The 26803-nt window shown below is 60.9% G+C and carries 25 protein-coding genes and 2 pseudogenes; 12 read left to right on the top strand and 15 right to left on the bottom strand.

The window, feature by feature from the left end:
- Positions 1–7: 7 nt before the first annotated feature.
- From B6V73_RS18390 to B6V73_RS18380, 3 genes are read left to right on the top strand one after another with little or no spacing between them, the layout of a single operon-like run.
- A complete protein-coding gene (locus B6V73_RS18390; protein ID WP_088726070.1) occupies positions 8–493 on the top strand; it encodes a hemerythrin domain-containing protein in 486 nt (161 codons plus the stop codon).
- A complete protein-coding gene (locus B6V73_RS18385) occupies positions 486–830 on the top strand; it encodes a carboxymuconolactone decarboxylase family protein (RefSeq protein ID WP_088726069.1) in 345 nt (114 codons plus the stop codon). The genes B6V73_RS18390 and B6V73_RS18385 overlap by 8 nt, the downstream gene beginning before the upstream one ends.
- The gene (locus B6V73_RS18380; protein ID WP_088726068.1) at positions 830–1249 is read left to right on the top strand and encodes a DUF488 family protein; all 420 of its coding nucleotides are present in this window, start codon (positions 830–832) and stop codon (positions 1247–1249) included. Before B6V73_RS18385 ends, B6V73_RS18380 begins: the two co-directional genes overlap by 1 nt.
- Before the next feature lie 12 nt (positions 1250–1261).
- Here the strand turns inward: B6V73_RS18380 and B6V73_RS18375 are convergent.
- The 5 genes and pseudogenes from B6V73_RS18375 to B6V73_RS18355 form a co-directional block, all read right to left on the bottom strand.
- Positions 1262–1663: pseudogene (locus B6V73_RS18375) on the bottom strand (IS6 family transposase); the annotation flags it as partial.
- A gap of 295 nt (positions 1664–1958) precedes the next feature.
- Positions 1959–3233: an FAD-dependent oxidoreductase gene (locus tag B6V73_RS18370; protein ID WP_088726067.1), complete on the bottom strand. Its 1275-nt coding sequence runs from the start codon at positions 3231–3233 to the stop codon at positions 1959–1961.
- 137 nt (positions 3234–3370) lie between these two features.
- Positions 3371–4303 (bottom strand): proline racemase family protein, encoded by a 933-nt coding sequence (locus tag B6V73_RS18365; RefSeq protein WP_075777650.1) that lies wholly within the window; start codon positions 4301–4303, stop codon positions 3371–3373.
- Positions 4304–4339: 36 nt separating this feature from the next.
- Positions 4340–5272 carry a dihydrodipicolinate synthase family protein gene (locus B6V73_RS18360; RefSeq protein WP_075777652.1) on the bottom strand — a complete coding sequence of 311 codons (933 nt, stop codon included), beginning with the start codon at positions 5270–5272 and terminating at the stop codon, positions 4340–4342.
- A gap of 179 nt (positions 5273–5451) precedes the next feature.
- Positions 5452–6165 carry a GntR family transcriptional regulator gene (locus tag B6V73_RS18355; protein WP_075777649.1) on the bottom strand — a complete coding sequence of 238 codons (714 nt, stop codon included), beginning with the start codon at positions 6163–6165 and terminating at the stop codon, positions 5452–5454.
- Between the two features lie 194 nt (positions 6166–6359).
- Between B6V73_RS18355 and B6V73_RS18350 the strand changes: the two genes are divergently transcribed.
- The 3 genes from B6V73_RS18350 to B6V73_RS18340 all read left to right on the top strand — a co-directional run bounded on the left by B6V73_RS18350 (position 6360) and on the right by B6V73_RS18340 (position 8660).
- Positions 6360–7592, top strand: a complete 1233-nt coding sequence (locus B6V73_RS18350) for an amidohydrolase family protein (protein WP_075777648.1) — start codon at positions 6360–6362, stop codon at positions 7590–7592.
- The gene (locus B6V73_RS18345; RefSeq protein ID WP_199224681.1) at positions 7592–7855 is read left to right on the top strand and encodes a hypothetical protein; all 264 of its coding nucleotides are present in this window, start codon (positions 7592–7594) and stop codon (positions 7853–7855) included. The genes B6V73_RS18350 and B6V73_RS18345 overlap by 1 nt, the downstream gene beginning before the upstream one ends.
- 47 nt (positions 7856–7902) lie before the next feature.
- Positions 7903–8660, top strand: a protein-coding gene (locus B6V73_RS18340) for an IS5 family transposase (protein WP_088726066.1) whose coding sequence is annotated in 2 segments (ribosomal slippage) — positions 7903–8227 and positions 8227–8660 — 759 coding nt in all. Because the reading frame shifts where the segments join, the coding sequence is not laid out codon by codon here.
- Positions 8661–8933: 273 nt separating this feature from the next.
- Here B6V73_RS18340 and B6V73_RS20570 read toward each other — a convergent pair.
- Positions 8934–9020 (bottom strand): annotated as a pseudogene (locus tag B6V73_RS20570) (IS5/IS1182 family transposase); the annotation flags it as partial.
- Positions 9021–9128: 108 nt separating this feature from the next.
- On the opposite strand from B6V73_RS20570, the gene B6V73_RS18330 reads away from it, so the two are divergent.
- From B6V73_RS18330 to B6V73_RS18320, 3 genes are all read left to right on the top strand, one after another.
- Positions 9129–9311: a hypothetical protein gene (locus tag B6V73_RS18330; protein ID WP_088726064.1), complete on the top strand. Its 183-nt coding sequence runs from the start codon at positions 9129–9131 to the stop codon at positions 9309–9311.
- A gap of 198 nt (positions 9312–9509) precedes the next feature.
- Positions 9510–10622: a cache domain-containing protein gene (locus B6V73_RS18325; protein ID WP_088726063.1), complete on the top strand. Its 1113-nt coding sequence runs from the start codon at positions 9510–9512 to the stop codon at positions 10620–10622.
- A 349-nt stretch (positions 10623–10971) separates the two neighbouring features.
- The gene (locus B6V73_RS18320; protein ID WP_240504180.1) at positions 10972–12126 is read left to right on the top strand and encodes a Fic family protein; all 1155 of its coding nucleotides are present in this window, start codon (positions 10972–10974) and stop codon (positions 12124–12126) included.
- Positions 12127–12545: 419 nt separating this feature from the next.
- Here B6V73_RS18320 and B6V73_RS18315 read toward each other — a convergent pair whose 3' ends face one another.
- The 9 genes from B6V73_RS18315 to B6V73_RS18270 form a co-directional block, all read right to left on the bottom strand.
- On the bottom strand, positions 12546–13958 hold the full coding sequence (locus B6V73_RS18315; RefSeq protein WP_088726062.1) for a sensor histidine kinase: 1413 nt from the start codon (positions 13956–13958) through the stop codon (positions 12546–12548).
- Positions 13959–14878: 920 nt separating this feature from the next.
- Positions 14879–15565 carry an FCD domain-containing protein gene (locus tag B6V73_RS18305; protein WP_088726060.1) on the bottom strand — a complete coding sequence of 229 codons (687 nt, stop codon included), beginning with the start codon at positions 15563–15565 and terminating at the stop codon, positions 14879–14881.
- A 142-nt stretch (positions 15566–15707) separates the two neighbouring features.
- Positions 15708–16454, bottom strand: a complete 747-nt coding sequence (locus tag B6V73_RS18300; protein WP_088726059.1) for a sulfite exporter TauE/SafE family protein — start codon at positions 16452–16454, stop codon at positions 15708–15710.
- 461 nt (positions 16455–16915) lie between these two features.
- The gene (locus B6V73_RS18295) at positions 16916–18043 is read right to left on the bottom strand and encodes an SRPBCC family protein (protein ID WP_088726081.1); all 1128 of its coding nucleotides are present in this window, start codon (positions 18041–18043) and stop codon (positions 16916–16918) included.
- A 226-nt stretch (positions 18044–18269) separates the two neighbouring features.
- Complete coding sequence (gene argE, locus B6V73_RS18290; protein ID WP_088726058.1) at positions 18270–19367, bottom strand: acetylornithine deacetylase; 1098 nt, start codon at positions 19365–19367, stop codon at positions 18270–18272.
- 3 nt (positions 19368–19370) lie between these two features.
- Positions 19371–20306, bottom strand: a complete 936-nt coding sequence (locus B6V73_RS18285) for a LysR family transcriptional regulator (RefSeq protein ID WP_088726057.1) — start codon at positions 20304–20306, stop codon at positions 19371–19373.
- A complete protein-coding gene (locus B6V73_RS18280; RefSeq protein ID WP_038145400.1) occupies positions 20306–20983 on the bottom strand; it encodes a DUF1028 domain-containing protein in 678 nt (225 codons plus the stop codon). The genes B6V73_RS18285 and B6V73_RS18280 overlap by 1 nt, the downstream gene beginning before the upstream one ends.
- 29 nt (positions 20984–21012) lie before the next feature.
- The gene (locus B6V73_RS18275; protein ID WP_088726056.1) at positions 21013–21426 is read right to left on the bottom strand and encodes a RidA family protein; all 414 of its coding nucleotides are present in this window, start codon (positions 21424–21426) and stop codon (positions 21013–21015) included.
- Positions 21427–21444: 18 nt separating this feature from the next.
- Complete coding sequence (locus B6V73_RS18270) at positions 21445–22728, bottom strand: NAD(P)/FAD-dependent oxidoreductase (protein WP_088726080.1); 1284 nt, start codon at positions 22726–22728, stop codon at positions 21445–21447.
- A gap of 326 nt (positions 22729–23054) precedes the next feature.
- On the opposite strand from B6V73_RS18270, the gene B6V73_RS18265 reads away from it, so the two are divergent.
- From B6V73_RS18265 to B6V73_RS18255, 3 genes are all read left to right on the top strand, one after another.
- Positions 23055–23951 carry a helix-turn-helix transcriptional regulator gene (locus tag B6V73_RS18265; RefSeq protein WP_088726055.1) on the top strand — a complete coding sequence of 299 codons (897 nt, stop codon included), beginning with the start codon at positions 23055–23057 and terminating at the stop codon, positions 23949–23951.
- A 146-nt stretch (positions 23952–24097) separates the two neighbouring features.
- On the top strand, positions 24098–24475 hold the full coding sequence (locus B6V73_RS18260) for an antitoxin Xre-like helix-turn-helix domain-containing protein (protein ID WP_088726054.1): 378 nt from the start codon (positions 24098–24100) through the stop codon (positions 24473–24475).
- 421 nt (positions 24476–24896) lie between these two features.
- Positions 24897–26381 (top strand): Mob protein, encoded by a 1485-nt coding sequence (locus B6V73_RS18255; protein WP_088726053.1) that lies wholly within the window; start codon positions 24897–24899, stop codon positions 26379–26381.
- Positions 26382–26803: the final 422 nt, after the last annotated feature.

The raw sequence follows: 26803 nt of genomic DNA, 5'->3' as shown, positions 1-26803 counted from the left end.
TACGAACATGACAAAACCAATGCCCCCGCAAGACCCGGGCGACCTGACCAGTTTCATCGAGACCGAGTATCACGCAAAACACCGTGCCCAGCTTCCTGAACTGGCGACCTTGTCGGAAAAGGTCGAAGCGGTCCATGCCGGGCAAACGGAGGTTCCCGCGGGTTTGGCCGATCTATTGCACCGGATGATCGGTGACCTGGAAGTTCACATGAAGAAAGAGGAACTGATCCTGTTCCCCGCCATTCGCAAAGCGGCGGCGGGGCTGGATGCGCCGATTGCGGCAATGCGCGCGGATCATGACAACCACGAAGCCGAAGTCGGCCAAATCCGGCACCTGACCAACAACCTGACATTGCCGGACGGCGCCTGCCGAAGCTGGACGCGGCTTTATACCGGGGTCGGTGAATTCCTTGACGACCTCGAAGAGCATATCCGGCTGGAAAACGATGTGCTGTTTCCGCAATTCGAAACGCGGGAGACGGGCCATGTCTGAGCTACACCTCCCAAAACCTACCAGGGACCTTGTCGACCGGCGTCATGCTCTGGCACCCGATGCCGAAGACGCATTCCGCGCGTTCTCGAAAGCGGTGTTCGCCGAAGGGGCGCTCGATACACGCACCAAGCAGCTCATCGCGGTGGCCGTAGCGCATGTGACCCAATGCCCGTGGTGCATCGAAGGCCACGTCAAGGCGGCCAAGCGTGAGGGGGTCTCGGGCGAACAGATCATGGAAGCCATCTGGGTTGCATCCGAAATGCGCGCCGGGGCGGCCTGGGCCCACGCGCTGAAGGCGGTGGAGATGATCGGCGACACGGGCCAACCGGACAGCTGATGCCCCCTGCAAGGCCCCCCATCCCCGACACCCCCGGCGAGCGTATCCGCGTCAAGCGGATCTATCGCGCGGCGAGGGTGTCGGACGGCAAGCGGATTCTGGTCGATCGGCTTTGGCCACGCGGCGTGGCGAAGGACCGCGCCCGGCTGTTCGACTGGTGCAAGGACATCGCGCCTAGCGATACGTTGCGACACTGGTTTCATGCCAATCCTGATCAGTGGCAGGACTTCAGTACGCGCTACCGGGCGGAACTCGCCACGCGCGAAGATTTGGTGTGTGAGCTTGCCGGATACGCGCAGGGCGATGTCGTCACGCTGCTCTATGCCTCTAAGGACGAGGAACACAATAACGCCGTCGTGCTGCGGGACTGCCTGTGCCGATGGTTGGAAAGGGAGGGGAAAAATGACAGACCAACATAGTGCGGAACCGCTGCGGTCAATGACGATCTTGCGAGGCAGGCCGTTCACCTCAAGGGCGCGCGCGAAGAACTTGGTCGCAGCCGTCTTGTTGCGCCGCTTCGACAGCATGAAATCAAGGGTTTTGCCCAGCTTGTCGACAGCTCGGTAGAGGTAGACCCACTCACCCTTTACCTTGATGTAGGTCTCATCCATCCGCCAGGATCGATCCGCCGGGACTTTCCGCCGCCGAGCCGAAACTGCGATCAGCGGCGAGTACTTGGTCACCCAGCGGTTCAGCGTCGCATGGTCAACTCGTACGCCTCGCTCGGCCATGATCTCTTCGAGGTCACGATACGAGACCGTGTAGCGGACATAGAAGAACACTGCGAAGAGGATCACTTCCTTCGGAAACTGCGCGCCCTTGAACGAGATCATCGCTCCGCCTCTATCTGGTGTTGTTGGATGAACGCAACGTCTGGCTCCGGCCCCCCTCGCGTCAACCGCAGAAGTTTGCGACAAAGCCTCAGCGCTTGATTGTAGCTATGCCAGTTGGTGGTCTTGTACGGGGTTTTCGCCGGTCTGCTCATGGCCGCCAGCTATCATGCTGGATTCGCGCAGTGAATCCCCCGCCGCATTTGCATAACAAGGCCCTGACGACCAGTTGAAACTGCCGTACGGTCCCCAGCATCTTTGCAAGATGCCGCCGTTTAGTCCGGATTGTCCCAGCCGGTCAGGGCTGACCACCAAAACGGAGGGGGGCGTAAGGCGCGATATTGAGCGCGAGAGGCCGTCGCGCAACGATATCGGCCACGATTTCGGCGGTGCCGGCAGACTGGGTTAGGCCCAAATGCCCGTGACCGAAGGCATAGGTCACCCGGTCGGCGCGGGGCGAGCGGCCAATTGCGGGCAGGCTGTCGGGCATGGAGGGGCGGAATCCCATCCACTGGGTGCCTCCGGTGCCATCGAAGCCCGGCAGGAATTGCACGGCTTTCTGCACGAGAACCTCGGAGCGCCTGTAATTCGGCGGCAGCTCGAGCCCGCCGAGCTCGACCGAGCCGCCCACGCGCAGCCCGTCGCCGATCTTGGATACGACAAAGCCGTGATTGCTAAAGGTGACATGGGTGCGTAGGTCGAAAGTGCATGTCGGGAATGTAGTGTTGTAGCCGCGCTCGGTTTCCAGTGGGATGCGATCGCCTAGGGTGCGGGCGAGACGATGCGACCAGGCACCGGCGGCCACCACAACCTGATCGGCCCGGAGCAGCCCGGCGGTGGTCTCGAGAACAACCGCATCGCCCTGCTGCACCATCGCCTGCACGTCGTTAGTTTCGATCACGCCACCGGCGGCACGAAAGCAGGCTGCGAGGTGCTCGGTCCAAAGCTTGGGGTCGACGGTGTTCATCCAGTCGGGGGTGAAACCCGCGTGGGTGAAGCGCGACGCAAGGCCGGGCTGGATCTCGGCAATGGCCTCCGGGCTTTCAAGCAAGTCAAAGGCAATGCCATGCTGGCGGCGCAGCTCCCAGGCCGGTAGGCTGGCACGATACTCAGCCTCGCCCTCGTAGACTTGAAGTTGCCCTTCGCGGCGCATCAGGGGCTCGCCCTCGACACGGGCGATCAGCCGTACGAGCGCGGCACGGGAGAGGGTCATCAGCCGGGCCTGGGCCGAGATCGAGGCCTTATGGCGGCGCGGGCGGCTGGCGGCATAGAAATGCCGCGCCCAGGGCAGCATTTTGTGCGCGTAGGCAGGACGCAGCGACAGCGGCCCGAGCGGATCGAGCAGCCATTTCGGCGCCTTGAGCAGGATGCCCGGAGAGGCCAACGGCTCGACATCGGTAAAGGCGAAGGCCCCGGCGTTGCCGCGCGAGGTCTCCTCAGCCACGCCGCGCCGGTCTAGCAGCGTGACGGCATGCCCGCGGTCCTGCAGCGCCAGCGCCGTGCTGACGCCGATGATGCCGGCCCCGATGACGATGACGGAGGTGCCCCCGCTCTGGTTGTAACTCTCGGACATGTCTGCCCCCTCTTCTGGGCCTGTACCGCGTCCGTCTTACCGCCGGGCGGGGTTGCCTGTGCTGTTGCGATCGCTCGTCTAGAATGGAAGAAAAAATGCCGGACAGACCGGATGGCCCGCCCGGCAGTGGGGGAGTTTCAGGGAGCGATGCCGTTGCGGAACGGGTCGTCGGGATCGAAAATCAGCGTGCTCTCGGCCATTACATGGGCCCTGCCGGTGATCGAGGGGATTACGCCGCCGGTGGGGCCCGCCGCCCAGGAGAGGCGATAGGCCGAGCCGATGATGGAATGCTGGGTGATCTGCTCACCCTCGGCCAGGCGGCCGGAAGCGGCAAGACACGCCAGCCGCGCCGAGCTGCCGGTGCCGCAGGGCGAGCGGTCATAGGCATCATCGGGGCAGAGCACGAAGTTGCGGCTGTGCACTGCCGGATCCTCCGAAGGCCCGTAGAAGATGATGTGGTCGATCAGGCCACCGTTCTCTCCGGCGATACCGGCAGCATGCAGCGCCTCGCGGGTGGCGACGGTGGCATCGGTGAGCGCGCGGATATTGTCGGGCGCCACGGGCAGCGGGCTGGGATCGACGAGGAAAAACCAGTTGCCACCATAGGCAACATCGCCGGTGACGGCGCCGAGGCCTGGCACATCGATGGTGACTTCGGTCATGGTGCGGCGGCTCTCGATATTGGTGACGGTGACCGTATGTGCATCGGTGACCAGCACCGTGACGACGCCGGCAGGCGTCTCGATACGGTGACTGCCGGTGCCAATGCGGCCCATGTGGAAGAGCGTGACGGCCAAGCCGATGGTGCCATGACCGCACATGCCCAGCACAGCCTCGACATCGAAGTAGATCACCCCGGTGATGCAGGTGGGATCGGTGGGCTGAACGAGCAGCGCGCCCACCATTGCCACCTGGCCCCGCGGCTCGAGCACCACAGCGCGATAGGCATCGCGGAATTCGGTAGCAAGGCGGGCGGCCCGCTTAGGCAGCGGCCCGTCGCCGAGATCAGGGAAACCACCAAGAATGACCCGCGTGGGCTCACCGCCGGTGTGGCTGTCGATCACATGCATGTCGGTCTCCTTGGATTCGACGCTTCAGATGGGAGCTCAGGCTGCCCAGGCTGCGTACCAGGCCTTGAACTGGGCGTACTGCGTTTCAACGAATGCCTGCTGTGCCGGGGTCAGCGCATCGGTTTCGTTGAAGTGCAGCGTGTATTCCGCATCGCCGTTCAGAACCATCAGGTACTTGTAGAAGAGTACAAGGTCGACACCTTCGTCGAACTTGGACAGCACGGCCAGCGCCTCTTCGAGCTCCTGCGCCTTAGCACGGGCCGCGACGTCGCCTTTCGCGGCGGCCTTGCACAGCTCGACCAGGTGCAGCACTTCCTTCGGGATGGCGTTGCCGATGCCGGTGATCGCGCCCGTTGCGCCGCATTTCACGAAGCCGTGGAAGACCTGCGTGTCGACACCGACCATCAGGGTAAGGTTTTCGTCGCCGGAGGTGATGGTCTCGGCCGCATAGGACATGTCAGCGGCGCCACCGAACTCCTTGAACCCGATCAGGTTGGAGTAGCTGGCGCGCAAGTCGAAAAAGAGATCGGCGCGCGTGGCAAAACCGTAATAGGGGCTGTTGTAGATCACCGCCGGCAGACCGTTGGCGGCCTCGAGGATGGCGGAGAAATGGGCCTTCTGTGCGGAAACCGAGGTGCCGCGGGACAGCACGCGCGGAATGACCATCAGGCCTGCGGCGCCGACGCGGGCAGCGTGGGCGGTGATCGCCACGGCGGATTTTGTGTTGATGGCCCCGGTGCCGACGATAACGGGCACGCCAGCCTCGACCAGCGCATCGACCCCCTTCATGCGCTGCTCATTGGTCAGCAGCGGCCAGTCTCCCATCGATCCGCAGTAAACAACCGCGGACATTCCGGCCTCGATCAGTTCCTTGCCCTTGCGCGCCAGGGCTTGGTAGTCGGGTGTACGGTCTTCCTTGCAGGGGGTCATCAGGGCCGGGATGCAGCCGGTGAAAATGGAGTCGTTCACGAGGTGTCCTTTCGAATTCACGAGGCAATCATTGACAGGGCGAGCCAGTTCTCTCGGGGACCGCAGATCGAAGCGGAGCCCTCCTTGGGAAGACTCCTAACGCCCTGCCGCCGACTTGTCGACAAACAAAATTCAAAACCATCAGCGCGCGAGAGTTTCAGCGATCAAAGGACACCATTTCAGAGTGAGATTGAGGAGGCGCTGCGCGAATCCGCCGAAATATAGGACCGGATCTGATGGACGATCTGATCGGCATGCTCAGACGCCAGGCGATCCGACTCCTCGACGTCACGGGCGATCATGGCAGAGATAATGCGTTCGTGTTCGATCACGTACTGACGCGGCAGATTGTCATCGTAGGACCGGTAGTAGAGCCGCAGGATACGCCGCCCGTCATCCAGGAGCCGCCGGAACAGGTCCGTGTAGTACTTGTTGCGACCCGCCTCGGCGATTGCGACGTGGAAATCCCGATTGGTGGCGATCATGCCCAGCACATCGCCACTCTCCACCGCCGCGGAGAAACTCGCCTGATGCTCTCGGATCGCCGCCAGATCGGCTTCACCATAGTGCTGTGCAGCCAGGCGCGCAGTCACGCGGTACATCAATGTCAGCGCGTCGAAGAAGGCGCCCAGCTGCACAAAATCGATGTTGGAAACGATCGTCGTGCGATTGGTCAGTGTGGTGATCAGCCCCTCTGCCGCAAGGCGCACAAGCGCTTCGCGGATTGGTGTGCGCGACATGGAAAAGCGCTCCGAAAGCTCCGTTTCATCAATCGGGCTGCCCGGTGCCAGCTTAAGATCGATGATCTCGTTCCTCAGCATTTCGTAGACATGGGCAACCCCACTACCTCGCTTGACTTGCGACACCTTGCGCTCTGAAGGCACCCTGCTCATCCGACACTCCTAACTAACTTCCCGGAGACTTTACGACGTCGTCGCATGCATGAAAACACCTTCGCTATATTTTTATAGTCGACAAGACCTGCGTGACTAGATATATAATTCCTAATCAAGACGCTCTTTTATGTGCCCGCTGCCCCCCATCGACTGGCAGCACTGGTTCGCCCAAACAAGCTGGATGCATCAACATGACCCTGACCGCCTATACGAACGCCCGCTTGCTCGACCTGGATGCAGAACGCCTGGGGCAAATCACCACTGTTGTGGTGAAAGGCGACCGGATCGACAGCATCGGCCACCCCGCACCCGAGAGCGCGAAAGTGGTCGACCTTGGCGGCCGAACCCTGATGCCTGGATTGATCGACAGCCACTTTCATGTCGTCGCCCATTCCCTGGACCTCTGGGGCAACGTCACGGCCCCCGATTCCCTTGCGGCCCTGCGTGCAGCTAAGATCATGGAGGAGCTGCTAGATCGCGGGTTCACCACCGTACGCGACCTCGGCGGAGCGGATTTGGGTCTAGTGCGGGCAGTTGAGGACGGGCTGGTCGATGGTCCGGACCTTGTCATCTGCGGCAAGGGCCTTTCGATGACCGGCGGTCATACCGATTTGCGCGCTCGCACCGACATCCGCCCTGACGCAATGGGCTGGCGACTGGCAAACATGGGCGTGCTAGTGGATGGCGTGGACAACATCCGCTTCACCTGCCGTAAGATGCTCAAGGAAGGCGCCAAATTCATCAAGGTCATGGCCAATGGAGGCGTCTCCTCGCCCAACGACCCCATCGACTCCATCCAATATTCTCGGGACGAGATCCTCGCAATGGTTGAGGAAGCCGAGAATGCCAACACCTATGTCTCTGCCCACGTCTACCACGACAAGGCGATCCGCCGCTGTGTCGAGTTGGGTGTGAAGTCCCTTGAGCATTGCAATCTGATCACCGCCGAAACGGCCAAGATGGCCGCCGAAGCAGGCTGTTTCGCCGTGCCCACGCTGGTTGCCTACGAGGGGCTAAAACTGGAGGGAGCGGCCTTGGGCTTGGGTGCCTCCGAGCAGGCCAAGATCGACATCGTGCGTGACAAGGGGCTGGAGTCTCTGGCGATCATGCGCGACGCCGGGTTGCCCATGGCCTTCGGCACCGACCTGCTGGGCAAGCTGCGCAAATACGGCGGAATGGAGTTCGACATCCTGGCCAAGGTTCTCTCGCCCGCAGAAATCTTGCGCTCGGTCACCCAGATCGGCGCAATGGCCTGCATGCGCGACGGCGAAATCGGCGTGATCGCTGAGGGCGCTCGTGCTGATTTCATCGTGGTGGATGGCGATCCCTTTGCTGATGTCACCCTTCTGGGCCGCCCCGAGGAAACTCTGCGCATGGTCGTGAAATCCGGCCGCGTAGCCCGTAACTTCATGAAGGCCGCGTGATGCCGATGGATACCGCACATCTCTTCAAGCTGGCCGCTGGCGCCGATGCCGCCCGTCAGGTTTTTGCCTACCTGCTGGATGGGCTCAACGCCGATGTCGGTAAGGGTCTGACCACAGCCTCTGTCTACGACCTGCCCAACATGCGCTCGCGCCGGGTGTTTTCGGAAAACCCGGAGGCCTATGATCTTGGCGGTTTCAAGCCGCTGGAAAAGAACCGATATTTCGATGTCGTTCTGGCCGGAACTAGGGTCAGGATGCATTGATTTCTGTTGCGTCGCGTGATTCACGGCTCCGAAAACGGAGCGGTGACGTGAGCGATCTTTTCTGGCTGACCGACGAGCAGATGGCCAAGCTTTCCCCTTTCTTCCCGAAGTCGCACGGCAAGCCGCGGGTCGATGACAGACGGGTGCTGAGCGGGATTATCTTCGTCAATCGCAATGGCTTGCGTTGGCGTGATGCTCCTGCCGCCTATGGCCCGCACAAAACGCTCTACAGCCGGTGGAAGCGTTGGAGCGAGAAAGGCATCTTCGCCCAGATGATGGCCGGCCTAGCTGCCGAACACGGCGAGAAAAAGACCGTGATGATCGACGCGACCTACCTGAAGGCACACCGCACCGCGACCAGCCTGGCCGCGAAAAAGGGGGGCGCGGTCGCCTGATCGGGCGAACCAAGGGCGGCATGAATACCAAACTGCATGCCATCTGCGACAGCCAAGGGCGACCGCTCAGCCTGTTCGTCACCGCTGGGCAGGTCAGCGACTACATCGGTGCGCGGGCGCTACTGAGCAGCCTACCCAAGGTCGACTGGTTGCTCGGGGACCGCGGCTATGACGCCGACTGGTTCCGAGACGCGTTGCAGGACAAAGGGATACGCGCCTGCATCCCGGGCCGAAAGCAACGCAAGACGCCCATCAAATATGACAAACGCCGCTACAAGCGCCGTAACCGGATCGAGATAATGTTCGGTAGGCTCAAAGACTGGAGGCGTGTGGCGACCCGCTATGACCGATCTCCGAAGGTCTTCCTCTCCGCCATCGCCCTAGCGGCTCTCGTCATCTACTGGTTATGAATCCTGACCCTAGGGCTCCCTTATCGAAACGTCGCGACACGAATGTTGTTGGTGCTGCCGACCTTGCCAAAAGGTGACCCCGACAGGACAACCATCGTATCTCCGATCGCCGGGGACAAAAGGCGCGCGCATTCGTCTTTCGCGGTGGAGACCATAGAGTTGTAGTCGCTGATCGAAGGTTCCTGCATAGACCGCATGCCCCAAACTAGCGCCATCCGGCGCGATACGTGCTCATCGCGGGTCATGAGGATCAGCGGCAATTTGGGGCGACGTGTCCTGCAACGCTTCTCTCAACCAACCGGCGTCATCACGGTGAACGCCGAGCAACCATTTGACGTTTGGCAGGAGGCTGAGCAGCGCCTATTCCGCTATGGCGGCCCAGTTGGCATGCATGAGATCGAAAAAAGCTTCGAGCTACCATAACGACGGTAATGACAGAGATGAAACAGCCTAAGAAAGTGGAGTGCCGTGGGTAAGGTCTATGTTCCTCACCGTGTCGTCATACGCGATGCGAGCGGGAAAATCGTCAGCGACGAAGAGTTTGATGATTTTGGCGCCGCAAAGCCTGCCTTTGACTCCAAGGAGGCGTTACCTGGCATGGAAGTTGCGATCCAGCATGGCGCACGGGTGATCTTTAAGAAGTTCAGGTAAGGCTCCTGCGCGATCGGAGCAGTCTTTTGAGGCTCAGTGCGGCTCGTCCGCAAAACGCCATGGTTCGTTGACCCTAACATCCCAAATTGGGAGAATAGTACGATAATCCGATATTGAAACAACTAATCCATATGCATCTCAACGCCGGGTTTACGAGTTTCTTTGTTTTCGACCTTTGACCCGAGTAAGGATTGGAGAATGAACGTTCATCGAACCGAGGGCTTGCCGGGTATCTTCCGGCGCACCGCGATAGCGATGGCTCTCTGCGTTCTGGCGACGTCCATCTTTGTCGCTAAAATCTTGTCTGATCAGGCGCTCAACTTCCGGACATCCGCTGAGCATAAGCTTTTGCTCCGTGGCGCCGATGCGGTCGCAATAAGCTTCAATACTGCCCTGACAAGGGAATGGGGTAGCCTTCATGCCGTCGCAGACGCCATCAGCTTCGCACCGCCTGATGAGAAGAGACCCTTCTTAGCCGCCGCTATGAGGGCCAGTGATCAAGTCGCGTGGGTAGGGTTCGCGTCGCTCGACGGCACCATCCAGTCAGCATCGGACAGTAGCGAGGAAGGGAGCGACGTCAGCGCTCGGCGATGGTTCCTGGATGGTCTTCAGGGTCCCTCCGTCAACGTGAATACCGACGCCGGAAATGATGCGACGGTCGGCACCCCCGAGGGATATCTGGATTTGTCCGCGCGGGTTCGCGGTGCGCGGGGCCAAGTGGCAGGCGTTCTCGACTACCGTTTGCGAATTGAATGGGTGCGCACTTTTCTTCTCAGGGCGAGCAAAGACATCGGCATCGACGTGATCGTTCAGGATAACGACGGGAAGTCAGTCATTGATACCCGCTCGGAGCCTACAACTTTGCCCGAGAGCCTGACCGCGAATGGGAGCTTGCACAACAAGTCTTCCGGCGCTTTCCAGCTTGTCGGAGGAAAAGACGGGGCCACCTATGCCCTCGCCCCTGATTTCTTCCGAACCAGCCTACCCGGTCTGGAGTGGCCGGTTTTCGTAGTGCTTCGTCAAAATCAACTGGAGAGCGATCTGCCCGCTTTGACCTGGGTCGTCCTCTCTGCCATCGCAATAGCTGCGATCTCTATTTTGGCCGGCACCTTACTGTTCCTGAAGCTGTTGCTCCACCCCGTCGAACGCCTCGCGCTGGCGGCCAAGAATATTGCGAACGGCACTTATGTCGCGCTCAAAGCCTCGAACTCTTCGAGAGAGGCAAGCTCTCTTTCAAGCGCGCTCGCGGTCATCCAGGACAAACTCCTGTCGAGATCAGATAAGGATAGATCGGATCCAAGAACACATTGAGGCGGTAGACACGAGGTCTGCGGCGGCAGCTGACCTGCGGCACCACCGCAGTTATCCCCAGAATCTGGGGACAGGATTGTGGAGAGGAGCGGTGGCGCCCAATGTCGCTTCAAAAGGTTCTACTGTGCTCAAATAACGGGCACTCTTCGACTTGCCGGAGAACCAGCCATCCGACCGCTGAGGCAGCAACGCGCCAGGATGAACCTCCAAGATCGGCAATCAATATCGGCAACCCCTTGGACTTTATCTCGGATAGGCCCAATGCTATATGGCCCTTAGCAGAAAGAGAAGATCGGCAAAAATGTTGGAAACTCCCGGCAGAATCTAACCTTGCTTCTTCGAGGAACACATCCCCGCAGAACTTGCCGATCTTTCGGTCGACATTCAGAGGGAAGCGGCCCACCTCGGACAAGGCTTACACCCGGACAGCGCGGCTGAGCTCGCGGACCTCGTTCGCGTGATGAACTGCTACTACTCGAACTTGATTGAAGGCCACAACACACGCCCAAGAGATATCGAGCGCGCGCTCGCTGGCGCGGAACTCGAGGAGGAGACCCGACCGCTTGCGCTGGAAGCGCGCGCGCATGTCATCGTTCAAAGGGCAATCGACGAGATGCATCAAAAGGGCACCCTGCCCCGCCCCACGTCCATTGAGTTTCTCACTTGGGTGCACAAGGCTTTCTACGACGAAATGCCTGATGAGTTTCGAGTCATAGAGCACCCAGACGGAACACTCGAACCGATCATTCCCGGGCGCATGCGTCAGGACGGCGACAAGGAAGTAGCAGTCGGGCGTCACCTGCCTCCTTCTTCGCCGCGCGTTGCCGCTTTCATGGAACACTTTGACAAGCGCTTCCAGATCGCTGCGCGGTCCTCAAGCGGGCGGATCATCGCGATTGCGTCGGCGCATCATCGACTGAATTACATCCATCCATTCCCAGACGGAAACGGGCGCGTCAGCCGATTGATGTCCCATGCCATGGCTCTGACAGCCGGCATTGGCGGCCAAGGCCTTTGGTCAGTTTCCCGCGGACTTGCTCGCGGACTGACTGATCGCGGTGAATACAAGCGCATGATGGACCTTGCAGACAGTCCAAGACGCGGAGACCGCGACGGACGCGGCAACCTGTCTGAAGCAGCATTGAAGGCGTTCAGCGAATGGTTTCTGAAAGTTACGCTCGATCAGATCACGTTTTGCGCAAAGCTGTTCGACCTCGGAGGCCTGGAAAATCGCTACCGACGCCTTGTCGCAGACACCATTGACGACAAGCGCGCCCCAGATCTGATCTCGGCCGTCCTCCGCTATGGCAAGCTTGAGCGTGGCGAGGCGCAGATTGTTCTCAAGACTTCCGAACGCACGGCGCGCAATACGCTCAGTAAACTGACCGATGCCGGGTATCTGACGTCCGCTTCGCCAAAGACGCCGGTAAGACTTGCTTTTCCGATGGACTATCGAGAACGGCTTTTTCCGAACCTTTTTGCCGATGGCGGTTTGCCAGGCTAAGGATGGGGGCGACGTCGGAGCACTAGAGACACCTACATTCTAGCACCTTACGAGAGAACACTTTACGTCCGCAGCACCGCTGTAATCAGATAGGAGGACCGATGCTCGCCGCAACATTCACCGACGCTGTTGTGGTGGACTGAGAAGACGTTCTCTGGCTCCTGCGCGTATTCCCGGACAACTATGCCTCTCGACGCCATGCGTCGCCACAAGCGATCCCGTCGCGCCTGCGAAATCCGGTGTCTGCGCGATGGCTCCCCGGTCGGCACCCGGCCCAAAACTTCGAGCCAGAATAAGTCTCCGAACGTGCGTCCGTGGGTGTCGGTCCGCGCCTTTGTTTCGCCGTCCATGTAGCTTCCGGCGCGGCGGGAGCTTGTCCGGGCAAATAACTTCGTAGTCGCGGGAACATCTCTGGATATTTACGCTTCTTTCTGCTCTGCAATCTGCTCGCGCGCCGGCGCGGAAGGCGGACTTTCTATTGGGAGATCGAGGCTGTACCGGACGCCCGTCGAGATAAATCTCAGCTCCGACTGGGCGTCGGCCTCCATCGCAACGAGGTCCTGCAACAGACGTGAACCGAAACCTTTTCTCGACGGGGCCTCCACGATCGGGCCGCCCGTCTCCGACCAGACTATCCGGATACGGTCAGAGCCGTTCTCGCTCGCATGGGTCCAGCTAAGGTCGACGTGGCCTTCCGCAGACGAGAGCGCTCCGTACTTTACCGCGTTCGTGGCCAACTCGTGCAACGCCAAGCCGACGATCCGTGCATAACGCTCTGGCAAGCGGGCCGCGGGGCCTGAAATCCGGATACTATCCGGTCTGTCGAGGGAATAAGGACCCAACACCGCCTCGACGAGCTCTTCCAAGTCGGCACTACTCGACGGGCCGTAAGCGGAGATCCCAACTGTCGCCGCCAGTGCTCGTAGCCGTCCTTGGAGGGTGGCCTTGTAGTCGGCCGCGTCCCCGGTAGCGTTGGTTTGCGATACCAGCGAATTAACGAGGGCAAGCAAGTTCTTGATCCGGTGGTTGAGTTCTCGGATGGCAAGTTTCTGGAACTCTTCTTCCCTCGCCTGCTCGGTCACATCGCGAACCAGGCCGGTGCCTCTCAAGCCCTCTGGTGTCTTATGCAAGATGCCAGTGCCGTGCACGCGGATCACCTTCCCGTCCGGGTGAAGAACACGATAGACGACGTCAAAGGTGCGGTCGCTCTCGACACAGGTTTCAAGTTCGCTGCGCACCGCATCTCCGTCCTCCGGGTGGATGCGCTGCCGCCACGACTCGACAGTTGTCTCATGAGGTGACAGCCCCAAGATCTCGCGGCCCCGCGCGTCCCACTCGGCGATGTCGGCACCCGTGTCCCACGTCCCCCATCCCAGCTGGGAAGCATTCGTGGCGAGGGAGAGCGACTCCATCGCCCGCCTCAGTTGTTCCTCGCTCTCCCTCTGGTCGGTGACATCGGTATTCACACCAACCATGCCGAGGAACTCGCCGCCGTCGGAGAAGCGGGGCTGCGCGACGGTTCTGAGTATCCGGTACACGCCATCGGACCGGCGGTATCGGGCCTCAACCTGCATCTCGGTTTGGTTCTCCATGGCCGCACGAAACGGCTCAGCCAATTGGGCGGCCTCATCGGGATGCAGTGAACTCGTCCAGTCGAAATCGGGAATGTCCTCCAGGGCGACGCCCCAGAACTCGCGCTGCATCTTGTTCAGGAAAACGCATTTGCCCTCTGCATCGCCAAGCCAAAGCATTGCCGGAGCACCCTCGATCACCGTGCGATAAATCTGCTGTGAATTGGCCTCGGCGTGCTTTTCGAATTCCTTCCACGGCATGCAAACCTCTAGGACTAAAGCTTGGCGAGTTTTGTATGTATAAGGGAGCTACGGGACGACACAAGAAGAAGGCGGCCCTTGCCGCGTTGCGTTGGGATAGTCTGGCCACATTTTGGCGGACATAACGAATATTTCCAGTGAACCATTTGCGCCTGCAGCCCCGGGAAACAAAGGGCGTAAGGACTAAGCCGCTCCGCGGCGATGGCGCTCGTGGCTGGTGTTGCCCGTCATTTCCGCGTTTTTCTATGTGGCCGAGCTTTCCGGGCTGATGATGGGGGTCTTCCCCCCTTCAGACAGGAGATTTCCACGGAGGAGAAGAACACCACCCCGCTGCGCCAGCGGATGATCGAGGACAAGAACACCCGCGGGTTGTGCGAGACGACGCAGAAGGCGCACATCCGGAATGTGAAGCATTTAGCGTCCTTCCTCGGGAGGCCGCCGGACACCGCCAGCGACAGGTCCGGGCGTTCAGGACAAAAACTGGATCGGGGCGAGACGCCATCGCGCCCTTCGATCGTTGGGATTTCCGGAGCCTTGCCCGGTCAACTTTTTCCTGCGTCGGGGGGGCACCTCCGGGCTGGGTTATCCTAAGGGGTGGCATAAGTCAAAGTAGCGGAAGGAATCGGAGACGTTCGCACGCAAGGCTCCGAAGTTCATAACGAGTACGCCGACACCGACAAAACCGACGTGAGCTTTTGGAAGCGCGATCTTCATCGATTTTAATCTCGTGGTTCCGGGCGAGACGATCGTCTTCGACGCCCCGCGAGAACAGAAATCAGATCGAGGGTAGCTTACGGAACGTGCTGTCTGGCGCAATGGTCAATAATTGATACAGACGAAAAGATGCAGCATGTAGCTTCCTTCGGTGGGGCGGTTCTCGGCATGCCTAACGTTAGAGCGCAGCTCAACCGGCTGGGTCTCTACGGATCGGCGTCTCGCATCGCGCTACTGACAACTTCGAGATGATGGGCCATGGCACGATGCGCCGCACGGGGATCCCTGTCCGCGATCGCCGCAACCACCTCTTCGTGGTGACCACAATGAACAAGGGTGAACTCTTCGACACCGACCCGACGGTAGGTTCGATCCCATTCCCTTTGCCAGACTGCGCGGCAACGTGTGCCTGAAAAATGTCGTAGGAGCGCAATCAGAACCGGGTTGCACGCCACCCGGGCAACAGTCTGGTGGAAGGCATCATCTGCCCGTTCGCATTCGGCGCGGTTGCGCGCCGCTTTCCCTTCAGCAACACACCGGCGAAGATGAGTAGTGTCCTCTGTCTCCCGTCGCATCGCCGCTGCCGCCGCGACCTGCGGTTCGAGCAGTCTGCGCGCGTCCATCAGATCCGCAGGCGTAGTCGCTTCCAGCAGAAGGGTATCCTTTACCGGTCGCCACAACGGCGCCCGGCCCCGAAATGTCCCCTGTCCGACATGCCGCCAGACCTCACCTTCCGCCTCGAACGCGCGGAGTGCAGCGCGCAACGTTTCGCGGCTGCATCCGACAAGGTCCTTTAACAGCCGCTCAGGCGGAAGCCGGTCTCCTGGTGCGGGCGCGGTTTCCTCTATTATGCGCCATAGCCGTCCCCGTGCCGCTTCTTTATCAGTTCGCATACCGCCCTTCCCTTGATCGCATTGATGTTCGGGCCGGACACCACGGAAAGCAAGTCCGGGCAGCCAGCGTTTTCCGGATCTCGGGCGGACGCCGAATTGCCGGTGAAACGACGGTCCGCGCCCGCCCTGACGGGCGTGCCGGTCAGATGACGAAAAAGACCAGCGTCAACACCGCACCGATCGCTACGATCAGCCCACGAAGATACTCGGTATGCCGGATTCTGCGCGCCTGATGCGCCCCAATATAGCCGCCCAATGTGGTCGAGACGGCCAACACGGCAGCGGAGTCCCAAGCGATCAGGCCAGCGCTCGCGTAAGCTGCGACGGAAACCAGCGAGAGAACGGCGGACAGAAGATTCTTTAGACCGTTCATGCCGTGGAGATTGCGAAAGCCAATGAGACTGAACATCGCGAGAAGCATAATTCCTACCCCGCCGTTGAAGTAGCCGCCATAGCCGGAAACGAGAAAGATCGCGACAGCCGAAAGCACCGGTCCTACCTTCACGCCGCGGGCCTGCACTATCGCCACGAGACGAGGCCCTGCAGCGAAGAGCAATGTCGCGGCGAAGATGAGCCACGGCACGATGCCGACAAAAGCTTCTCCGGAGGTAATCAGCAACAGACCAGCCCCTGTAAGTCCGCCAAGAGCCGCAGTCCCTACCACGCCTGCGAGGCCAAGACTTCCCTCGGCACGAACGTCGTTCCGGAACGCCCAGGTACTTCCAATATATCCCGGCAGCGCTGTCAGCGTCGCAGTGGCATTTGCCATCACGGGCGGGACACCTAGCCAGACCAAAGCTGGAAAGCTGAGAAGCGTGCCGCCACCCGCGATCGCATTAACCATTCCGGCCATGAGACCTGCTAAGACAAGTAAAACGATGGAGAGCATGAAACGATCCTTGAAGTGATGGAGCTACTACATACACCTCGTGGGATTTGGTCTGCGAATTGGTCTGCTTCGCTAACCCGTCTCGCTGCTCGGCGTCTGTTCAGAGCGTCGTAAACCTCGCTTACGAACACACCTTCTTGCCTACGACTATCCCCGCTGCGCTGTGCGCGAGAAAGGTTAAGACCTCATTCTTGCTTGATAAAATCAAGAGACATAGATCTGCCGGTCGAAATGCTTTCGAACTCGGTCTTGGGCGACGACACCATCTCAACTGTGCCCGAGCCGTACTTCCGCGAGAACGCTCCGGGAACGCCGAAGGACGCCTTGACCATGCAGAAGAATTTCGAGGGTCACGAACCCGGCTGTAATCAGGGTCCCATCGACGATTACAAGGGCGACCTGCACACCGGAGTCTATGAATTAGTGCCGGGCGTTCTTCACGGGAGCCGGCACTGTCCACGTCAGCCGGTCGATACCATTCGCGAAAGCCACTGGGCGAATTCGTAGTTCGGGCGTTCGAGATGCGAGAGGGGCCCGGGCTTGGCAAAGCGGCTTTGCATACCTTTCCAGACTTTTTCGGTGCAGCCCTTGTCTTCCGCGTTCACCTCGTCGAGCAGTTTCTTGAGAGCGGCGAGATGGGCCTCCGCGTCCGGATCTGCGAGGAAATCGGGCGAGAGGCCGCCGCCATAAAGAATCTTCACGTGATCGGGCCCGTCAGGACGCAGAGAAAGATACCAGAAATAGCCCGGGGTGAGCGTGATCATCAGCGACGGGTAAATCGCCAGCAGCCACGTGCGGCGGCGGTCGTCACCTTCCAGGACGGTGTTGGACGGATGCGCCAGTGCCAGCGGCACGGAATCGGCTTTGAGGATGTGGTGAAAGTTGAAATTCTCGAAACCTTCAGGGCAGACCATGTCCTTGAGCCTGCTCGCGCCACCGATCGTACCCGCGTGGCAGACCGGCAGGTGGTAGCTCTCCATGAAGTTCTCGGCGAGAATCTTCCAGTTGGTGTTCCAGCGATGCTCCTCGCGGAACGTCTCGCGATAGCTCGCCATGTCAAGGTAGCCGACAAGATCGTCCACCTCGGAATAGATCTCCGAGGGCTCCGCCAGATCAGGATCGAGGGTCAGCATGATCCAGCCCTTCCAATCGACGCAGCGGACCGAGGGCAAGCCCGAACTTTCCTTGCAGAAAGAGCCGTTCATCTCCATTGCCGGCGCGCCGCGGAGCGATCCGTCGAGCGAATAAGTCCAGGCGTGGTAAGGACAGGTGATGACTCGCACGGTGCCACGCCCATCCAGCAGCGTCGACATTCGGTGGCGGCAGACGTTCGACATCGCTCGCAGTGCGCCCTTGGCGTCGCGTAGCACGATGATCGGCTCGCCGGCAACCTCGGTCGTCAAGTAGGCGCCCGGTCCGTCGAGCGAGTCAGCGCGACCGACGCAGAGCCAGCTCTTCGCGAAGATCCGCTCCTCTTCGACGGCGAGAAACTCCTTTGAGGTGTAGACGGAGCTCGGCATAGCAAAGGCGTGCTCGAACGGGACCGCCACATTGGCGGCGAGTTCGGCGACAGGATCGATCCGAGGGATGGTGACGGGAGTGTTCTCGTTCATCGCAGGCTCCATATCTGGCCCGGAGATGTTCATTCCGGACCTCTCCTGAATGCCGCCGCCCCTGCTTCGTTGAAAGAAATTTTTCTATTAGTCTGGCTTAGGCTAGGACTAAACGAGCAACCGGAGGTCAAACTGCGCGACGAGCGGATTCCACGCGCGCCGCACCGCCTCCCCGTCCCGCAAGAGGCCTGCAGAACCACCTTCAACAGGAAAGATAAGCGCGCAAAATTCGTATGCAGCTCTCGAGTTCGGAGATCGCAATCGATTCGTCGGGTTGGTGACCGTCGCCCATGTCGCCTGGCCCCCAGACGATCGTGGCAAGGCCGAGTTTTGCGAAAAATCCCGCTTCCGTGCCGAATGCGACGGTGCCGGCGTCCGGCTGCGCAAGGCTAGACGCAAAAGCGCGGATTGCCGGGTGCTCTGCGTTGCTGCAAAGGCCCGGGTAGCTCCCTGTCTGCGTGATCGTCACATTGCGGGGCACATCGAGACCCGCCATGATCGCCTCGGGCGTCTCGGCAGTGAGGTGGCGGATCTCAAACAGAAGCTCAGCGCGGTCCGGAACGATGTTCAACGCGGTGCCGCCACGCAAGACCCCGGCATGGATTGTCGAGAAGGGAGGGTCATAACGCTCGTCCCGCGCGCCCTCCTTCACGAGTGTGGACTGCCGCTCCCGGATCGCCTGCACGAGGTCGGCAGCCGGGTGCAGCGCGTTCCGAAACTGCGGCGCCATCGCCGAGTGCCCAGCCTCGCCAGTCGCGACAGCCCGGTAGCTTGCCTTGCCCTTGTGTCCGGTCACGATCTTCAGCGAAGTCGGCTCTCCAACAAGACAGAGGTCTGGCCGTCCCAGCGTAGGGATTACCGTATCGATCATCTCGGCTATGCCGCGGCAACCGATCTCCTCATCCCAGCTGAGCGCGAGGCTCAGAGGCATGCTCTGGGCTTCGACCTTAAGTGATTGTACGACGGCTAGAACGCAGGCAAGAAAGCCTTTCATATCGGTCGTGCCGCGCCCAAAATATCGGCCATCGCGCTCGAAGAGGCCAAAGGCATCTCGCGACCACGCTTGCCCAGCGACCGGCACGACATCGGAGTGTGCAGAGCAGAGCAGGCCGCCGTCTCCTTCCCCGCGCTTTGCAAGTAGACCCGCCTTCAGGCTATCGGCGGACACGAGCCGCCATGTCGCGAAACCGTGCAACTGCAGGAAGTCTTCGACCCAATCGACTAATGCGCCGTTGGGCCCGTCCGTGACCGTTGGAAAACCGACGAGCGCTGCGAGGATGTCTTTGGTGGAGAGTTCCATGGTTTACCTCATTGCAGCCGCGAAACTGAATTCGCTCGCATCGCTCAAATTTTCACGGACATGCTCGACGAAAGCGGCGACCGTGCGGGAGGTTTCCGCTCCCCGGCTCGTCAGAATGCCCATCTTGAGCAACCGAGGTCCGCCCGAGATCGGCACGAAACGCAGCGTGCCACCGTCAGGAGCTTGGTCCGTGATCGGCCGGATATTGGCGATGGAATAACCGAAGTTATTCGCCACCAGTGAGCGCATCACCGCGATATCACGCGTCCGCTCCACTACGCGCGGGCGCTGTCCCGTGGCACCGAAGAGCGACAGGAAATAGTCGGTGCTCACCGGTAGATCGAGTAGGATCATCGGCAGGTCGACAAGCTCCGAGGGTGCCACCTCGCGCAACCCGGCCAGAGGATGATCCTGCGCGAAATGGGCAACGGGCGGCAGGTCGATCAATGGCTGGAAATCGAGATCGGGGGGAATGTCGAGATCGTAGGTTATCGCCACATCCAACCTGGCATCCCGCAGCTGCTCAAAAATCTCAGATTGATCGCGTTCGAACTGGTGGAAGACGACCTCGGGATAGGTGTCGATGAAACTGCGGCGCAGTTTCGGTAGCACGATCTGCGCGAAGGTGATCAGACAGCCTACATGCAGGTCGCCTCGCACTGTGCCGGCCAAGTCGCTCGCCAGATCGCCGAGCGCCTCCGCCCGTGCGACGGCCTCCCGCGCCCCCTCTAGGAACCGACGCCCCACTTGCGATACGGTCAGGCCATGGGCATGACGCCGATTGAAGAGCATCAAGCCGACCTCTGCCTCGAGCTGGCCAATGGCAGCGGAAATCGTGGGCGAAGAGACGTTCAGCTTCTGGGCCGCGAGCGTAATGGAACCACAATCGCAGACAGCGATAAAGTATTCGAGCTGGCGGAGCGTGATCCGCAACGGCATCAGTCGTCGCCCGGAACGCCATAGGACGGTGCTGCGCCTGGGTTCAACGCGCGGGTCACGTAATCGTCGGCCTGCGGACGGTAGCGCGCCCAAAGATCGGACAACGCGGTGATCGGACAGCCCTCGTCGAGCCAGTCGACCCGCAGATCGGCATAGGGCCAGCTTTGCCGGTCCACGATCAACAGCCCCGCGGAATGCACTGGCCCGGCTTCGCCGCCGGCTTTGAGACCCGCCTTCATCGCCGCGATCAGGCGATCCCCGAAAGGACCGTCCGCCGCTTCGAAGGCCGCCACCATCTTCGCCGGGATACCATTCTCCGCCAGCATGTTGCCGCCTGCGGCGCAGTCGCGGCCCTCGGCGGAGGCCCATATCCCGAGGGCCTTCGGACCCGAATGAACCGATGTCGCGCCGCGCGCGTCAATTGCGAGAAGCTGGCGATAATCGGGATGATCGTCGCCGTCGCGTGCCGCGGCCACGGCATCCGCTGCGCCCTCGCCCGCTGCCATCCGGTCCAGCATGATTTTCCCCAGCTCGGGATTGGTCACGTTTTGCGACGAGACCGCGCCGACGTCGGCCCGCGCCCGCGCGCAGCGCGCTGCGACCGCCGGTGAAGACGAGGATATTGCAACGCCGAGCTGGCCGCTTTGCGCACATCTGGCTACTATAGAAAAGGTCATGCGTGCTCCGTTTCGCTGCAGAAATCGGGTCAGTCGGGGATTACGGCTGTTGCGTCAATCTCCACCAGCCATTCGGGTCGCGCAAGAGCGACCACTACGAGACCAGTGCAAACAGGATGCACACCGCGGATGTATTCGCCCATTGTCCGGTAGACGGCCTCGCGGTGGCGCACGTCGGTAAGGTAGACGACAAGTTTGGTCAGATGCGCCATCTCGCCTCCTGCCTCTTCGATGAGCTGGCGGATGTTCTGCATGACCTTGTGGGTCTGCTCGACCGGGTCGTGGCTATCGATATTCTTCGCGGTGTCGAGGTCTTGCGGACACTGCCCTCGTAGGAAGATCATCTGCCCACGCGCCACGACGGCCTGCGCGAGATCATTGTCGAGGTTCTGTTCGGGGTAAGTGTCCTTCGTGTTGAAGGCGCGAATTCGGGTATGAGCCATGATGTTTCCCTGTTCGGATCAAGCGGGGCGGGAAGCGGCGCGGGCCGCTGCGGGATCGGGACGATAAGCACGGTAGCTGGCCTGGATCTCGATGTGATCTGCGAGGTATTTCGCATCCTGCCAGACGCCCCAGATGAAGCTGGATCCGCGCCCCGAAAGCCATGGCAGGCCGAGAAAATACACCCCCGGTGCGCGCGACACGCCGCGCTGATGCGCGGGCTGGCCAGCCTCGTCAAAGGCATCGACCGCCATCCAGCCGTAATCGTTAGCGAAACCGGTCGCCCAAATGATAGTGGAAATGCCAGCCGCGCGAATGTCGAGCGTCTGCAGCGGATCGGTCACGCAGTCCGGCATCGCGGCAAGCGCCCGGGCCGATGGCTCGGGAGGCAGGTCGAGTCCGTTGCGCGTCACATAGGCGTCTGCCTCGTCGAGAAGCGCGAGGTAGTTCTCGTCTCCACGGCGGATGTTGCGTTCGAGGTCCGCGGCGAAGGAAAGCACGCCATTGGCACAAGTCTCGGTGCGTCCGAGAAGGATAATACCTTTTTGGGCAAGCCTGCGGAAATCGACCGTTTGCCCCCCGTTTGCTCCGCTGACCGCGATGGTGACATGCTCGGCGCCCGGAGCGCTCGCCTGCCGGTCCCACTTCCCGAGCACGCCCAGCCACCAGACGAAGTCGCGGCCACGATAGCTGCGCGGCGGCCGGTCATGCGGTCCCACCGAAAGGAAGACGCGTCGCCCTGCCCGCATCAACTCATCCGCGATCTGCGCTCCGGAAGATCCTGCTCCAACAACGAGCACCGCCCCCTTCGGCAGCGCATCCGGATTTCGGTAATCGCTGGAATGTATCTGGTTAAGCCAATCGGCTTCTGGGACAATCGGAGGGATCACTGGTGTCTGGAAGGCACCGGTCGCAACGACGACGGTTTGCGCCTCGATCGCTCCTTCCGACGTGTCCGCGCGATACCCCGGGCGCCCGTCCAGCGGCGCGAGCGCCGTCACCTCGACGCCGCTCCGTATCTGACCCGCAAAGCGTTCAGCATAGGCCTCGAAATAAGCGGCCACATCCTCTTTTCCGACGAATGCGTCAGGAGAGTGGCCCTCGAATTCCATATTCGGAAAGCGATCATGCCAGGCCGGTCCGTTCGCGACGAGCGAGTCCCAACGGCGCGTGCGCCAGGACTCGGCGATGCGCGCTCGCTCGAGGACGATATGTGCGATCCGCCGGCGCGTCAGGTGCTCACTCATGGCGATCCCGGCCTGCCCCGCACCAATGACGAGCGTATTGGTGTTTTCAATCTTCATCAGCGCAGTCCCCAACGGTTTGTTTCGTTGCCCGAAAGTGGCACGAGGGCCTCGTCCCTTCTCGGTATAACCGGGACAGGTTAACTAAAATAACGATTTTCGATAGCATTGATTAGGACTGACCTAAGTCATTCCACTATTCTCCCTGGAGCATTGGTGATCAGTGAGAGCATCGGACAAACAGAGCAGCCAATGATGGTCTTCATCGTCGAAGTTGTCTGTGGTCAGGTGACCTTGGTCATCACTCGAACTTTCAATCTCGCGCACAGTCCTAGATCCATGTAAAACTAACGTTCCATTTCCAACGACAATTTCAGAAACATAGTTTGACACTCCCTGCCCTCCCTCTACGCGCCCGCCGCCGCGCACTCGGCCACACTCAGGCAGCTGTCGCCTCAGCAGCGGGCATCAGCATCCCGGCCTTGCGCAATCTAGAGACCGGCCGCGGCGCGATTGGCTCGCTTGCGCGGGTGTTGCCGGTTCTCGAACTGCGCTGGTCTTGGGTGGACGGTGCAGCTGTCGGCCCGGCGCTGGCGGAGCGGCGGCGCGCCGCCGGTCTGAGCCAGAGCGCGCTGGCTATCCGGGTCGGGTGCTCGCGGCCGACCATCCATGTGCTAGAACGCGATCTGACGGGGCGGATCGAGACGTTTCTACGGGTCTTAGGCGTGCTGGGCCTTCGAACAGCGGTCAGAGAGCTACCGCGTGCCAGCAAGCCCGGGCTCGTGCCAATGCGGAACGCACCGGAGCGGGATCGCGTGATGACGCCCCCTGCCCTCGCCGCCACGATCATCGCGCATTTCGCCGATCGGATCTCGGGACATATGCTCGATCCGGCGCGGGGTTCGGGGGCATTCTACGATCAACTGCCCGAGCATCTCGACCGCTCCTGGTGCGAGGTGGAAGACGGGCGTGACTTCCTCGACTGGGAGACAGCGGTCGACTGGATCATCACCAACCCGCCCTGGTCGAAGATTCGAGCGTTTACGCAGCACGCGATGATGGTGGCCGATCATATCGTCTGGCTGGTGCCGATCGTGAACATCACGACCAAGGCACGGCTGCGGGATCTTCGGGACCATGGCTTCGGGATCGCGGAGCTGGTGCTGATCGACACGCCACGCGATTGGCCGCAGAGCGGGTTCCAGCTGGTCGCGGCCTATCTGAAGCGTGGCCACGCGGGTGACTGGCGGATCTCGCGGCTGGATGCGTTGGCTCAGGACTGAGCGATCAACGCGCCGCTGTCACCGGCGCGGCCTTGGCAAAGATTGCGTGAGATCGGAGATCGGTCCAGACTGCGGCTCAACGAACCTGCCACAGACCGCGCCGCAGTCCACAGGCGACACCGCGCCCACCGAGAGAGGTCACCCCCATGACTGAGACCGCCGCAGATCAGAGGGCAGCTGTCGGGCTCAAGGCCTATGGTCGCATCATCGCGCAATGGGGGCTGTCCGCGCCGGAGGCCGCCGCGCTCGTCGGGCTGAACGAGGCTGACTTGGGCCGGGCGCGCGATCCTGATGAGACCATTAGCCTCACCGAAGATCAGGTGCTGCGGCTCTCGGCGGTTCTCGGGATCTACAAGGCGCTCGGCACCTATTTCGAGGATCCGATGGCGCGCCTCTGGATGACGCGGGCCAATGCCGGGCCGCTCTTCGCAGGCGCGCGGCCGGTCGATGTCGCGATCGAAGGCGGATTGCCAGCCTTGCTCGAGATCCGGCGCGCGAGCGAGGGCGTCGCGATGGGGCTCTGACCGCCGCCGCTCTCGAACCACCCCGCCCCGCATAGGTCCAGCACACCGATCCCATCCCAGCACATCGCCTTGTCTGCGGCGCGCGCCCGGGGCGGGCCGTTTGCATCTCGTCGCGCGCTGGTGCGACGCTTTGGCAAGGATGGCGTGCCATCCGCGCAGTTGGGTCGAGATCCCGCGCCAGCGGATTTCGACCCGACGGAGCGCCTCCCCGGCGTAAGGGGCAGACGATGGTAGCTTTAGCTACCTACAGTCTGTCGCTGTATCTAGCCCACACCGGGGCCGTTTTCGAAATAGAATTTCGCAAACGTTATCAGCATCCTAGGTTATCCCCACCTTCGCTTCAAGAGGACCGGATTCCGTTTCGGATTTTCGCTGGGCCTGTATAAATGAGCAGCCATGATCGCAATTGAAGAGGTGCGCCGTGGCCTACCAGTTCGTCCATATTCAGACTTACAGCCTCAAGCCGACCTTGGTTCAGAGAACGAAGGATCACTACAACGACCTCAATCAGGTCTTCGGCGAGGCGCTGCGAGACCAGCGATATTCCAAGCACATCGCGACGCCCCGCCCGCCTCAGATCCTGACTGGCTTCGGCTTGATCGCCCCGGCTGAGCTGCGTCGTCTCCATGATGCGCATCGGACCGAGATCCGGGAAACCGTGCGCAAGAAAGGCGGTGGCAGCTACGAGCGGGGGCTGAAGACGGACGCACCGACGCTCTACACGGAAATCCATTCCCACCCGATCACCTCAGCTGAGTATCTTGGCGGCTCGGAAGAGATCATCGCCGAGATCGAGACATGGGCCGATCGCCTGCTGAGGGATTTCCGGGCAAGAATGCCTGAAGACCTCTCCGCCTCGGCGGTGATGCATCTCGACGAGAAATATGTCCATATCCACGTCCTCGCCGTCAATTTGACAGATCCGAAACTCAGCGCGAACAAGCTGCATGTGGGCAAGGTCGCAGCCGCAGCATTGCGCACCGCCCATGGTCCTGCTGAGGCACTCACCTCCCTGCCCCGTCCGGAGCCTCTTTCGCGACCGTTGAAACCCAAGCGCCCGAAGCCGTCGAAGAACCGTGTGACGCAGGCCCGGCGCATGAGCCTCTATGAGGAGCAGATCGCTGCGTGGCAGGAGCGCTGCGCCGAGATCGAGCGGCAAAACTCCGAGGCTCTCGCGACTTGGACCTTCGAGAATGACCGTCACATGCACAAGGCGCGCAAAAACAAAACTGAGAAGAACTCTGAAAAGGCGGCCTATGAGGCCGCGATGGCGTCCTTTCAGGACGACTATTACGAGGCCGTCGGCAAACTCTGTGGCCTGCTGCGCCACGGCCCCCGGAACGCGCGGCTCTCTACGGTGCAATATGCGGAGCGCAAGGCGCATGCACGCCATATTGCGAAGGTTGAAGCCGCACAGCGGGAATTGGATCTTTCGAACAAGACAAAAGCGGAAAGGTTGGAGAAAGAGGAAAAGGCGTTGGGCAAACAGGTCGATACTTTGAAGGAGAGGTTGCAGCGGATCGAAACGGAGAACGAAAAGCTCGTGCGGCGAAAACAGAAGGTCGACGCGCAAGAAGACGAGATTGCCGAGCGGGAGAACGCCGCAGAGCTTCGCGAGCAGGTCGCGACGCGGAAGCTTCAGGAGTCGGAGGCCGGTCTCAAGACGATGCGCGACATGCTGGACATGGTCGAGGATGGGCGGTTTCTGGAGATGAATGAACCGGATCAGTTCCTCCATCGGGCCCCGAAGTTTCTGCAACAGATCGCAGCGACAGAGCCTGACGAACGCAGCACTGTCCAGAAGATGGTCATCCGCTTCGCAGGCCTGTTGCAACGCGTCGTCACGGCGATGGGCGGCGGCCCGGAAAAGGTGCCACCCGAGATCAACAGGGGGCCGGAGCTGTGAGCCCTACCCGGCTCGCCTACCACGGAGCGTTTGGGTGAAATCTGCACCCGCCTCGCACCTTTGGTCACGACCTGCCGCGCTCACCAGACCACCGCTTGAAGCGTGCTGGCGGCCGGTCTCAGCCGAAAGTGACCGAAACCTCAGTCGACACGCATAGGCGGGCGCGTTGAGGTCGAGAGGACAGAACGATCCTGAACAAGCGGTAGAAGAGAAGACGCCAATGCCTGTAATCGAAGCTGCGCTCGATACAGCTTCTGCTGCACGCGCCACCGCCCTTTCGCATTACTTCGGCAAGTAGCCGTTCTCTTTGAGATAGTCCGTCAAAAGCTTCTCAATCAACGATGTGAGCGACCGTTGATCATCCATTGCAGCGCGATCCGCCGCATCCTTCAAGGTCGGAGTGATCCGGAGATTAACTTGCT

It is taken from the genome of Thioclava sp. JM3, assembly GCF_002213185.1.
In the GTDB taxonomy this organism is placed as follows: Bacteria; Pseudomonadota; Alphaproteobacteria; order Rhodobacterales; family Rhodobacteraceae; genus Thioclava; species Thioclava nitratireducens.
Note: the sequence above shows the minus strand (reverse complement) of the source record. Positions and strands in the feature narration are given on the sequence as shown.